At 70.4% G+C, this 11,415-nt stretch carries 12 protein-coding genes and 2 pseudogenes; 9 read left to right on the plus strand and 5 right to left on the minus strand.

All coding sequences use genetic code 11. From position 1 onward, the window contains the following. Positions 1-119: 119 nt before the first annotated feature. From QR77_RS40990 to QR77_RS49650, 5 genes are all read left to right on the plus strand, one after another. Positions 120-1,055 (plus strand): aldo/keto reductase, encoded by a 936-nt coding sequence (locus QR77_RS40990; RefSeq protein ID WP_040026959.1) that lies wholly within the window; start codon positions 120-122, stop codon positions 1,053-1,055. A gap of 502 nt (positions 1,056-1,557) precedes the next feature. After that, positions 1,558-2,685: an MFS transporter gene (locus tag QR77_RS40995; protein WP_201778910.1), complete on the plus strand. Its 1,128-nt coding sequence runs from the start codon at positions 1,558-1,560 to the stop codon at positions 2,683-2,685. 186 nt (positions 2,686-2,871) lie between these two features. Further along, entirely contained in the window at positions 2,872-3,213 is a 342-nt protein-coding gene (locus QR77_RS41000) for a metalloregulator ArsR/SmtB family transcription factor (RefSeq protein WP_040026960.1), read from the plus strand. Between the two features lie 3 nt (positions 3,214-3,216). Then, complete coding sequence (locus QR77_RS41005) at positions 3,217-3,723, plus strand: SRPBCC family protein (protein WP_040026961.1); 507 nt, start codon at positions 3,217-3,219, stop codon at positions 3,721-3,723. A gap of 139 nt (positions 3,724-3,862) precedes the next feature. Further along, positions 3,863-4,189: a dihydrofolate reductase family protein gene (locus QR77_RS49650; protein WP_236711031.1), complete on the plus strand. Its 327-nt coding sequence runs from the start codon at positions 3,863-3,865 to the stop codon at positions 4,187-4,189. Between the two features lie 213 nt (positions 4,190-4,402). Here QR77_RS49650 and QR77_RS41015 read toward each other — a convergent pair whose 3' ends face one another. Continuing rightward, on the minus strand, positions 4,403-4,813 hold the full coding sequence (locus tag QR77_RS41015; RefSeq protein ID WP_040026962.1) for a helix-turn-helix domain-containing protein: 411 nt from the start codon (positions 4,811-4,813) through the stop codon (positions 4,403-4,405). 98 nt (positions 4,814-4,911) lie between these two features. Between QR77_RS41015 and QR77_RS41020 the strand changes: the two genes are divergently transcribed. Next, positions 4,912-5,769 carry an alpha/beta hydrolase gene (locus QR77_RS41020; protein WP_040026964.1) on the plus strand — a complete coding sequence of 286 codons (858 nt, stop codon included), beginning with the start codon at positions 4,912-4,914 and terminating at the stop codon, positions 5,767-5,769. 248 nt (positions 5,770-6,017) lie between these two features. On the opposite strand, the gene QR77_RS41025 is transcribed toward QR77_RS41020, so the two are convergent. Together QR77_RS41025 and QR77_RS41030 are read right to left on the minus strand one after the other, a co-directional pair. Further along, positions 6,018-6,446: a VOC family protein gene (locus QR77_RS41025; RefSeq protein ID WP_040026965.1), complete on the minus strand. Its 429-nt coding sequence runs from the start codon at positions 6,444-6,446 to the stop codon at positions 6,018-6,020. Positions 6,447-6,760: 314 nt separating this feature from the next. Then, positions 6,761-7,672 (minus strand): LysR family transcriptional regulator, encoded by a 912-nt coding sequence (locus QR77_RS41030; protein WP_040029576.1) that lies wholly within the window; start codon positions 7,670-7,672, stop codon positions 6,761-6,763. Between the two features lie 94 nt (positions 7,673-7,766). Here QR77_RS41030 and QR77_RS41035 point away from each other — a divergent pair, with 94 nt between their 5' ends. Continuing rightward, positions 7,767-8,660 (plus strand): PhzF family phenazine biosynthesis isomerase, encoded by an 894-nt coding sequence (locus tag QR77_RS41035; RefSeq protein WP_040026966.1) that lies wholly within the window; start codon positions 7,767-7,769, stop codon positions 8,658-8,660. Positions 8,661-8,698: 38 nt separating this feature from the next. Here the strand turns inward: QR77_RS41035 and QR77_RS47985 are convergent. Continuing rightward, a pseudogene (locus QR77_RS47985) lies at positions 8,699-8,928 on the minus strand (IS5/IS1182 family transposase); the annotation flags it as partial. 3 nt (positions 8,929-8,931) lie between these two features. Between QR77_RS47985 and QR77_RS50125 the strand changes: the two are divergent. After that, positions 8,932-9,060: pseudogene (locus QR77_RS50125) on the plus strand (peptidoglycan bridge formation protein FemAB); the annotation flags it as partial. A gap of 102 nt (positions 9,061-9,162) precedes the next feature. On the opposite strand, the gene QR77_RS41040 reads toward QR77_RS50125, so the two are convergent. Next, the gene (locus QR77_RS41040; RefSeq protein ID WP_040026967.1) at positions 9,163-10,362 is read right to left on the minus strand and encodes a helix-turn-helix domain-containing protein; all 1,200 of its coding nucleotides are present in this window, start codon (positions 10,360-10,362) and stop codon (positions 9,163-9,165) included. Between the two features lie 226 nt (positions 10,363-10,588). Between QR77_RS41040 and QR77_RS41045 the strand changes: the two genes are divergently transcribed. Continuing rightward, complete coding sequence (locus QR77_RS41045; RefSeq protein ID WP_040026968.1) at positions 10,589-11,389, plus strand: ABC transporter ATP-binding protein; 801 nt, start codon at positions 10,589-10,591, stop codon at positions 11,387-11,389. The last annotated feature ends 26 nt before the right edge of the window (positions 11,390-11,415 follow it).

Genomic DNA, 11,415 nt, shown 5'->3' on the forward strand with positions numbered 1-11,415 from the left:
TTCCGTCCCGCGGGCGTCCCCGGGACTCGCTGCTCGCCGCCGGTGGACCCGCCGCCCCTCAAGTGCACAGTGGGTCCGCTTGTACTGTGCAGACCTGCACATCTGAAAGGAAAACCGTCGTGAAGACCTTCACCATGCCCGGCACCGACATCATCGCCCCGAACGTCGTGCTCGGCCTGATGCGTATCGCCGACAAGACCGACGACGAGGTCCGCGAACTCGTCCGCACCGCGCGCGACGCGGGCATCGACTTCGTCGACCACGCCGACGTCTACGGCCGCGAGCTGCACGACTGTGAACGCCGCTTCGCCGACGCGATGGCGCTGAGCCCGTCGCAGCGCGACGAGATCACGATCCAGACCAAGGCGGGAATCGTCACGGACGGCCCGTACTACGACTTCTCCTACGAGCACATCGTCGAATCGGTCGAGGCCTCACTCGCGGCTCTGCGGACCGACCGCATCGACATCCTGCTGCTGCACCGCCCCGACGCGCTTGTCGAGCCCGAAGAGGTCGCCCGCGCCTTCGACGAGCTCGAATCCTCGGGCAAGGTGCGCGCCTTCGGTGTCTCGAACCAGACCCCACGCCAGATCGACCTGCTGCGCAAGTACGTACGTCAGCCCATCGTGGCCAACCAGCTTCAGCTCTCGATCACACACGGGCCGATCATCGCTCAAGGGGTCGCTGCGAACATGCTCGCCGAGCAGCAGTCGGTCACCCTCGACGGCGGAGGGATCGTCGACTACTGCCGCCTGAACGACATCACCATCCAGGCGTGGTCCCCCTTCCAGGCCGGTTTCTTCACGGGTGTCTTCCTCGGCTCGCCGGACTACCCCGAGCTCAACGCCGTCATTGACCGCCTCGCCGGCCAGTACGACGTCCCGGCCATCGCGATCGCGACTGCCTGGATCACCCGCCACCCCGCCCAGATGCAGGTCGTGCTCGGCACCACCAACCCGGAGCGCGTCGCGGGCGCCGCCCAGGGCTCCGAACTTCGCCTCACCCGGGCCGAGTGGTACGAACTGTTCCGCGCCGCGGGCCACCTCGTTCCCTGAATCCGGATGCGCGGCACCACCTGATCATCCGGAACCGGACCGCACTCCCGGTGTGACTTGACCTGTCCCGTGCGGTCCTGGACTCCGTCCACGTCAGGGCTCTGGAACGCGACGCGGTGCGCGGACGGCCGGCAGCGAGTGTGCGGGGGCCTCGGTGCCGGCGCCGGCGCGGCACTGAGGCCCCCGCCAGTAACTGGCTGAACCGCACCCACATGGCAACGGTGGCAAGGCGGAGGACGCGGCACTCGCCGTACTCGCCACGTTCACGGGGACGAGTGGGTTCGAACCAAGGGAAATCGGTAATCCACATGCGCCGTGCTTGACCCCTTGAGCATCCGTCCCACGTGGCAGATGAATTCAGTTGCAGGGGGCCTGGTGCGCCCGCTGAAGTACGTCCATGGAAGGTGCGACGGAGCAGGCGCAAGGGGCGAGGCCAGGAAGAGACCATGGGGGTACGGCACAACCGGCCGCATGGCACAAATCGGCAGTGCTCGGGGCCCTGATGTTGGCCGCCTTCACCTTCAACACTGCGGAGAACCTGCCGGTCGGCCTCCTGGAGATCATCTCCGAAAGCCTACGGGTCTCAGTGTCAGCGGTCGGCCTCCTGGTCACCGGCTACGGTGTGACGGTCGCCGTGACGTCTCTGCCGCTCGCCCACGTCATGCGGGCCGTGCCCCGCCGTCATGTGCTCACGGGACTGCTGGCCGCGCTCGTCGTGTCCAGTCTGGTCGCGGCACTGGCCGCCTCCTACTGGCTGCTCCTGGGGTCGCGGCTGCTGACCGCGCTCGCCCAGGCGCTGTTCTGGGCCGTGATGGGGCCGGTCGCGGTGGGCCTGTTCGCGCCCGAGGTCAGAGGACGTGTAGTGGGGGCGCTGTCCGTCGCCGGTTCGCTCGCCCTCGTACTCGGTGTCCCCGCCGGGACCTGGCTGGGCCGGCAGACCGACTGGCAGGTGCCGGTCGCCACACTGGCGGGTCTGGGGCTCGTCTCTCTTGTGACGATCGCCGTTCTGTTGCCGACCTCGCGTCCGGAAGAGGAGCGCGCCGCCTACGGAAGCAGTCCCGACGCCCGCCGGTTCGGGATCGTGCTGGCGGCCGGGACCCTCTCCGCTACTGGGGCGTTCGCGGGATTTACCTACATCACGAAGTTCCTGGGCGACGTGAGCGGGTTCCCGCCGGGCACGGTCACCGTCCTGTTCGTGGTCTTCGGTGTCGGGTGCCTGGTCGGCGTGAGCATCACCGGAGTGCTGCTGGACCGCTTTCCGTACGGCGCGCCGGCCACCGCCGTAGCCACGCAGGCGGTTGGCATGCTCGGCCTGTACGCGGCCGGCACCGACCCGGTGGCGGCTGTGGTGTTCCTGGTGCTGATGGGCGGTGCACTCGGGCCGGTGTTCATGACCACCCAGAACGCGATGCTGCATTGTGCACCGGGCCGCACGGATATGGCACTCGCGGCGAACTCCGGTGCCTACAACGCCGGCATCGCGGCGGGCGCCGCGCTCGGCGGTCTGGTCCTGTCGCTCGACAACGTGCGCGGCGCCTTCCTGGCCGGCGGCCTGCTGACCATCGGGGCCTGCGCCGTACTGCTCGGCGGGCGACTGTTGACCGGGAGCGTCGCTCGTACCGGTTCCTGAACCCTCCGCGGACGCGGGCGGGTTTCGGTTTGTTCGGCTCGGCGGGCTTCTCGCAGGGCCGTCGCAGGTCGGTGGCGTGCGTGCGGGCGAGCGGTTTCTCCACGACCGGGCGGACGATGGTCCCTCCGACATGACCCGTCTGATTTCCTTTCTTGACGCATGCCGATATCGGCATATGATTTTCCCATGGCACGAGCAGCGACGACGTCGGACGTCTTCAACGCGATCGCCGAGCCGCAGCGCCGGGAGATCCTGGTACTGCTGCGGGCGGGTGAGCGGTCGGTGACCGAGTTGGCCCAGGAGCTGGGCATGACCCAGCCGGGGGCGTCCAAACACCTGCGGGTGCTTCGGGAGGTCGGGCTGGTGCGCGACCGCAAGGCAGGCAAGCAGCGCCTGTACGGCCTTGACGCCGGCGGGCTGCGGCCCGTCCACGAGTGGACCGGCGGTTTCGAGCAGTTCTGGAACGAGAGCTTCGACCGACTGGACACCTACGTGCAGGACCTGAAGCAGACAAGGAAAGCGGAGTAGCTGATGAGTACGACAGAACAAGGAACGCCGGCGCGGTCGGCGACAGCCGAACGCGAGATCCTCATCTCCCGGATCATCGACGCCCCACGGGAGCTGGTGTTCGAGGCGTTCACCGACGTCCGGCACCTGTCGCGATGGTGGGGACCGGAAGGGTTCACCACCACCACGCGGGCGTTCGAGTTCCGCGTCGGCGGGGAGTGGGACTTCGTGATGCACGGACCGGACGGGACGGACTACCAAGAGTGGATCACCTGGACCGAGCTCGCCGCGCCGGAACGGATCGCGCTGCTGCACGGTGAGTCCAGCGGTGACCCGAACGCCTTCGAGTCGGTCCTGACGTTCGAGCCCGACGGCGCGGCGACCAGGATCGTGATGCGCACGCTGTTCCCCACCAAGGAGCTGCGCGACGAGGCGGTCGAGAAGTACCACGCGGTCGAGGGCGGCCGGCAGACTCTGAGCAACCTGGCCACGTATGTCACCGAGATCGTTCGGAAGGGGGCCGAGGGCTGATGGCCAGGAGGGGCGCGACAACGACATCGTGCGGGAGACGTCCGAGCGCACCGGCGCGAGCGTGATGGGCAAGCGTATGTTCGACGCCGGCGAGCAGATGTGACCGGAGGAGGCGCCGTTCCGCACCCCGGTCCTCGTCGTGACGCACGAGAAGCGTGCCCCCTGGAGCGGCCCGGGCGGGACCACCTTCCACTTCGTCAACGACGGCATCGAGTCCGCCTTCGACCAGGCCCGCGAGGCCGCCGGCGATCGCGACGTGCGCATCGCGGGCGGCGGCACGACGATCCTGGAGTACGTGAACGACGGCCTGATCGACGAGTTCTCGATCGCGCTCTCGCCCGTGCTGTTCGGCTCCGGAATCCGCCTGTTCGAGGGCGTGGACGCGAGCCGCGTGGCCCTGGAGCAGGTCCGTGCGGAGTCCTCCCCGAGCGTGACGCATGTGACCTATGCCGTTCGGGAGCGGTGACTGTCCCGAACTCAGCGCTCTCCCGCCGAGGTCAGATGCCCGCGGACGGCCTGGTCCGCCCGACGAAGCAGCGTTCGTGGCTCGCTACGGGGCGGCGATCGAGCTGGCCAACCTGGTGCGGACCGGGCTGGTGATCGACGCCACCGAGAACGACGGCCGGTCACCGGAGCAGGTCACCGCACGAACGAAGGGGGTATGGGGTCTCGGGCCTGCCTACCTCTCATCCGCTTCCTGGTCGGCGGCTTCGTTGGCGCGGTCGATCTCGGCCATGTGCTCCTCCGCCCAGGTCCGCAGTCCGGCAAGCGCGCCTTCCAGGGACAGCCCGACTGCGGTGAGTCGGTAGAAGACCCGCGGCGGCACGGTCGGTTCGACCCGGCGCGACACCAACCCGTCGCGGGTCAGGCTTCGCAGCGTCACGGACAGCATCTTCTGTGAGACGCCGGGCATCCGGCGTCTCAGCTCAGCGAAGCGCACCTCGTCCGGTGCGGCATCGGCGAGCGTCTTGACGGCCATGGACGTCCACTTCGTACCGATGCGGTCCAGCAACTGCCGCGTCGGGCAACGGGGATCGAACAGATCGCCGCGTACCCCACCACCGGTTGCCCGGGCTCCTCGAGTGGTCACCTGTGGCTCACCACCTTCCCTGAAAGTGCCGTCTAGGAAGCGATCGGACAGTTACCTATCGTTCTGTGGTCACCAATGGTAACCACGGAGGAGCCGTCATGCCCGTCACCACCGCACACCACCTGCGCCGCATCGCTACGAACGGCGTCCAACTCAACGTCGCAATCGCCGGGGACGGACCCGCGGTTCTCCTGCTGCACGGCTTCCCGCACACCTGGCAACTCTGGAGCGGCATCATGGGCCGACTCGCCGGCCGGTACCGGGTCATCGCCCCGGACCTGCGAGGCTTCGGTGCCAGCTCACGTCCCGTCGGGGGTTACGACGCAAGCACCCTCGCCGCCGACGCCGAAGGGCTGCTCGACGCACTCGGCGAGCCCTCGGCAGCGGTGGTCGGCATCGACGCGGGCACCGCCCCCGCCGTCCTGCTCGCGCTGCGCCGGCCCGGCCTCGTCCGGCGTCTGGTCGTGATGGAGGCACTGCTCGGCCGCCTGCCCGGAGCGGAGCACGTCATCGCGGGCGGCACCCCGTGGTGGTTCGGTTTCCACACCGTCCCCGGCCTCGCGGAGACCGTCCTGGCCGGCAACGAGGCCCCGTACATCGACTGGTTCCTCGACGCGGGGACGCTCGGGAGAGGAGTACCCGACGACATCCGTGCCGCCTTCGTCCAGGCGTTCACCGGGAGTGAGGCCCTGCGCTGCGCGTTCTCCTACTACCGGGCCCTGCCCACCAGTGGGCAGCAGATCCAGGACGCCGTCGCGACGGCTCGGCTGACCATGCCCACCATGGCCGTCGGCTCTCACCCCGTCGGCACCGGGCTCGAACGCCAACTCCGCCCCATCACCGATGACCTCGTCGGACACCATCTCCAGGACTGCGGCCACATCATCCCCCTCGACCGCCCCGACGCGTTGTTCGCGCTCCTTGCTCCCTTCCTCGCCGCCGATCTGCCGAAGTGACCGGAGCGGGGCCGCATGATCACGACCCCGCGGGCGAAACTGCTGGACGGAGCGGCGCGGGCGCGGGCCGAACCCACCGTGCTGGCCTCGCTCATGTTCCGCCGCGACAACTGGCGGATCTGACCACCTCGACTCCGGGCCAGGCGGAGGGCAGCGGGCCGCCACGGCCGGACGTGGTACCTGCGGCGACCACGACGGACGATCCCGCCAGTCCGACTCAGCCGATCCGGGAGAACATGTTCGCGGCCTCAGTCGATGCAGAACTCGTTGCCCTCGATGTCCTGCATCGGGATGCACGAGTCATGGCCGTCATAGAGCGTTCGCACGTGTACCGCGCCGAGCGGGACCAGTCGTGCACATTCGGCTTCAAGTGCGGCGATGCGCTCTTCACCCACGAGTCCGGTGCCGACCCGCACGTCAAGATGCAGCCGGTTCTTGGCGGCCTTCCCTTCGGGGACGCGCTGGAAGTACAGTCGCGGGCCCACGCCTGAGGGATCACTGCGGGCAAACCACGCGTCCTGCTTCTCAGGTGGCAGCGAGCGCTTGAAATCGCCCCAAGTGGCAAATCCTTCCGGTGGCGGAGGTACGACGTATCCCAACACCTCGCACCAGAAACGAGCGAGGCGCTCAGGTTCCGCGCAGTCGAAGGTGACTTGGAACTTCTTGATCGACGCCACCGGGCCACCTTATTTGCGCGAGGCGCCTCAGCGCCCGTTGTTTCCCCGGTCCTGCGGGAGGGCCGCTGGTCTCCGGGCCCGGCATGACTGTTGCCCCCTGTCGAACGGATGACCTGGAGGGCACCAGGCCCGGGAGGTGCCGTCGGAGACGCTGACGAGAGGTCCGGCCACCGTCCCGTACGGCGCGATGCCGGACGGCTCGCGGGCGGCAGGCCCGCATGACGTGGATGCGCGCGGACGGCGTCAACTGCGCGATGAGTCCCCGGCGGACCCGGGCGCGCGGCTGGGCTCGCTGTCCGTCGGCGCACCTGCGCTCAGTGCGGGAAGTGGTGCGGCAGCTCAGCGATGAGCGCGGCCGCCGTGGGGGAGAGCCAGCGCCGGCGGTGGCGGGCCAGTTGGACGGTGACGTCGGGGAACCGCGGGCCGGGCACCTGCCTCAGGCGGCCCGCCGCGACCGCGTCTGCGACATTGGCGCGGGCCAGCAGGCTGAGGCCGAGGCCTGCTGCCACACAGGATCTGGCGGCCTCCAGACTGCCGAAGCGCGTGATCCGGGGCGGCGCGCCCTGGGCGGCGGCGAGCAGCCGCTCGACGAAGCGGTCGCTGTACGAACAGCCCTGCTCGTGCAGGAAGTAGTCCTCGCGGGCCAGCTCCGCCCAGTCGGTCGGCGAGTCCGTGCCGCTGCGGGCGGCGACGGGGTGCTCGGAAGAGCAGACCAGCACGAGCGGCTCGTGGGCCAGCGGCGAGCACTCGATGTCGCGGAAAGCCGCCTTGTCCTCCAGCAGCAGAGCCAGGTCCAGCTCGCCGGTGCGGAGCGCGGCGACGGCGGCCGCGGTCCCCATCGTGCGCAGGTCCACCTCGATCCCGGGGTGGCTGCGCCGCAGCGCGGCGATGACCCCCGGGAGCCGCGCGGACACCAATGTCTCGCCGGCCGAGAGCACCACACGTCCGGTCACCGGACCGCCCGTGCCACCTGCCGAGGCGGCGACCGCCCGCAGTTGGGACTCGGCCTCCAGCACCGCCTCGGCCCGCGCCAGCACCTCGCGTCCGGCGCTGGTGAGTACCACCCCGCGCGGCAGCCGGTCGAACAGGCGCAGGTCGAACTCCTTCTCCAACGCCTGTACGTGGGCGGTCACGGTGGACTGGACGAGGTGCAGGCGCTCCGCGGCGGCAGTCAGGTTCTCGGTGCGGGCGACGGTGGCGAAGGTGCGCAGCAGCCGGGTGTCCATGTCGCCGACGATAGCCGTTGCCATCGGATACTGCGATGGACTCGATCGAAACCCATCGTTTGTACGGATGCCGGGGCAGTGCCACGGTAAGGGCATGAGCCTGAGGACACGCCCCGAGACCCTGCGCTACACCGCCTTCACCACCGACCCCGCCGGCGGCAACCCGGCCGGCATCGTGCTCGACGCGGCCGCACTGGACGATGCCGCCATGCTCGCGACCTCCGCCGAAGTCGGCTACTCGGAAACCGCGTTCGTCACCGCCGCAGATCACGCGGCGCGCCGGTTCCGGCTGCGCTACTTCAGCCCGCTTGCCGAGGTCGCCTTCTGCGGTCACGCGACCGTCGCCACCGCGGTCGCCCTGGCCGAGCGGATCGGCCCCGGCCCGCTCGTCTTCGACACGCAGGCAGGTGAGATCGCCTTGGACACCTCAGCGGAGCCCGGAGGTTTCGTGACGGCGACGCTCACCAGCGTCCCCACCCGATCCCGACCGGCGAGCGACGCGGAGGTGAACGCCTCACTTGCGGCTCTGCGCTGGTCCCCGGAGGACCTTGACCCGGCACTGCCGCCGCACGTCGCCTTCGGCGGAAACGAGCACCTGGTTCTGGCCGTGGCCACCCGCGAGCGTCTCGCGGCCCTCGACTACGACTTCGACGCTCTGGCCGAGGTGATGCACCGTCACGGCTGGACCACGCTCCAACTGGTCTGGCGTGAGGCTCAGGAGCTCTTCCACGCCCGCGACCCCTTCCCCATCGGTGGTGTCGTCGAGGATCCGGCCACCGGCGCCGCGGCCGCCGCCTTCGGTGGCTACCTGCGCGCCCTCGGCGCCCTCCCGTCCTCCGGTGCCTTCACCATCCGCCAGGGTGAGGATCTCGGTCGGCCCAGCCTGCTTCGGGTCGAGGCCTCCGCCACGTCCCCGCGCGTGCGGGTGAGCGGGCAGGCGGTGGCGATCGTGGGTGCAAGCGCCGGCATGGGTGGGGGAGAAGGCTGAGCGAACCGGTGACGCTACACGCAACGTGCATTCACATTGTCGTGGCGGACGGTGAGGCCGCACCAGTTTTTGATCTTGTTGATGGTGCGTTCGACCGCCGGACGCTGTTGCGGAGTTTGTGCGGTTCCTTGTCCCAGGTAACGGGCCGTCCGCCGCGTGAGCCGCGGTTCTTGCGGTGAGCGGCCTGATCCATCTTCTCGGGGATGACCGCCTTGATCCCACGTTTGCGCGGGTGGGAACTGTTCTGGCGTGACGAGTACGCCTTGTCGCCCACCTGCTCGGAATGCCGCACTTCAAGGCGGGTACGGGAGGCGAGGCCGCCGAGTTCCTGGGCGAGCAGGACTTCCCACTCAACAAGCCGCTCCACAAGGCGTTCCAGCTCTCCATGGCCCGCCGCTGAGACCCCGGCGGGGTGGCGGCCGGTCGCCACCCCGCCCAGGTCACGACCGGTGGTCAGCCGAGGTCGGCCGGCCGCCGCGGGACGGGGGCGGCCGACCGGTCGTCAGCCCGGGGTCAGCCGGAACGCGTCCAGGGCCAGGGTCATCTCGATCAGGTCCCGGGGCCGGGACAGCGACCGGGACGTGAGCTGTTCCAGCCGGCGCAGCCGGTTGAACACCGTGTTGCGGTGGCAGTACAGCCGGGTGGCCGCCCGCCCCGCCGAACCCCCGTACTCCAGCCAGGCGTCCAGCGTTTCCAGCAGGACGGCCCGGTCGGACGGGTCCAGTTCGAGCAGCGAGCCGAAGACGTCCGCGATCAGCCGGGCGGCCAGCTCCGGCTGGCTGACCACCAACGCCGTGGGCAGGCAGGCGTCCAGACGGACCATCTGCTGGCCGCCCGGGGCGATCGTCTGCAGCGCCGTCTCGGCCAGCCTCCGCGCGAGGCCCAGCTCCGTGAGGCTCTCCACCACCGGACTGATCCCACCGGGCCCCGGACAGGGCCGGCCCAGCGCCTCGACCAGCTCCGTGAGGCCCGTGTCCGGTTCCAGCGCCACCACCGCGATCTCGCAGTCGGCCCGCATCCGCCAGAAGAACCGCATGCCCTCCGCGGCGGTGATCCGCTCGAACGGCTCCCGCCCGCCCTGCCGTTCGACCCGGGCCACGACCACCGCGTACCGCCCCTGCTCCGGCAGGTCGAGCCCCGCCGCCGCACGGGCCGCGAGGCCCGGAGTGGCCCGGCCCTCCAACAGCGCGTCCAGTAACGCCTGCACCCGTTCGTCACTGCGCCGCTGCATCTCCCGCTCCGTCGTCCGGTACGCCTCCGCGACGGCGGTCGCCTGGAGGTCCACCCCCGACCACATGTGGGACGCCGTGTGCACCAGTAACGGCAGGTCCGCGGGGGCCTGTTCACCGACGATCCGCAGCAGCTCGTCCCAGACCAGGTAGCCCGCGTGCCGGTAGGCGTGCAGGAGGAGGTCGAGCGCCAGGCCCTGTTCGGCCCGGCGCCGGCCCAGCGCCCTGGCGTACTCCAGGTCGGGCCGGGGTGCCGAACGCGGCGCGGTGATCGCCTCGATGCCGTACCGCATGGCCCGGTCGATCTGCTGCCAGTGCTCGTCGCGCGGTACGGCGAGGTCGAACTGCAGCGAATGCGCGCGCAGTTCCTCGATCAGATGGTCGGTGAGGCGTGGTACGCGATCCAGCAGCGCGCGTGAGGCGCTCTCCAGAACGGACCACTCACGATCCGTACGCGCTCTGTGACCACCCATGGCTGGTGAGGATGCCATCGACCGCCCCCGCGGGACAGCCCTTGGGCCGAAGACCTTCCGAACGGTCGTCCGGCGTTGTGCGCGTGCACAACGGGGGCGGTGCGCCGCTGGTCATCGGCAGCGATTGTGCCCGGCGTCGTGGACGGTGCCCGCGCCCGGTGTTGAGGTGTGGCTCCGCACGGACGGCCGCCCCCCTCGGGTGGCCCGGAGGAACGGAGGCCCAGGGATGACCGCGCTCGAAGTGCGTGCGCTGTCGGTCGGTTACGGTCCGGTGCGGGCGCTGCGCGAGGTCTCCCTCGACGTGCCGCCCGGCCGGATCGTCGCCGTGCTCGGTGGCAACGGCGCGGGCAAGTCCACGCTGCTGCGTGCCATTTCACGCACCCTGGGCTTCCACCGGGGGAGGGCGGGCACGGGCACGGTCCGGTTCGACGGCCGCCCGCTGGACGGGCTCGCGCCGGCCCGGGTGGTGGCCGCCGGGGTTGTCCAGGTGCCCGAGGGGCGGCAGGTGTTCGCCCGGATGACGGTCGCGGACAACCTCCGGGCGGGCGCCCTCGGGGCGCGGGGCGGCCGCAAGGAGGCCGCGGGGACGCTGGCACGGGTACGGGAACTGTTCCCCGTCCTCGCGGACCGCGCGCACCAGCGGGCGGGGCTCCTCTCCGGCGGCGAGCAGCAAATGCTCGCGTTGGGACGGGCGTTGATGGCCCGGCCGAAACTGCTGCTGCTGGACGAGCCGTCGCTGGGGCTCGCCCCGCTGATGGCCGCGCGGATCGCGGAGACGGTTCAGGAGATCAACGCCACCGGTACATCGGTCCTGTTGGTGGAGCAGAACGCGGCGATCGCCCTGCGGCTCGCCTCGACGGCGTACGTCCTGGAGGTCGGCGAGGTGACCCTCGAAGGAGACGCGGCCGAGCTGGCCGCGTCGGACGAGGTCCGGCGCCGCTATCTGGGCGTGGTCGACGAGACGGCGGCAGCCGACGCGGCCGGCGCGGGCGCGACCGCCCCCACGCTGAGGCGGTGGACGACGTGAGCGGCGACCCGATGCAGAGCGGCGAC

The organism is Streptomyces sp. 150FB, from assembly GCF_000818195.1.
Taxonomy (GTDB): domain Bacteria; phylum Actinomycetota; class Actinomycetes; order Streptomycetales; family Streptomycetaceae; genus Streptomyces.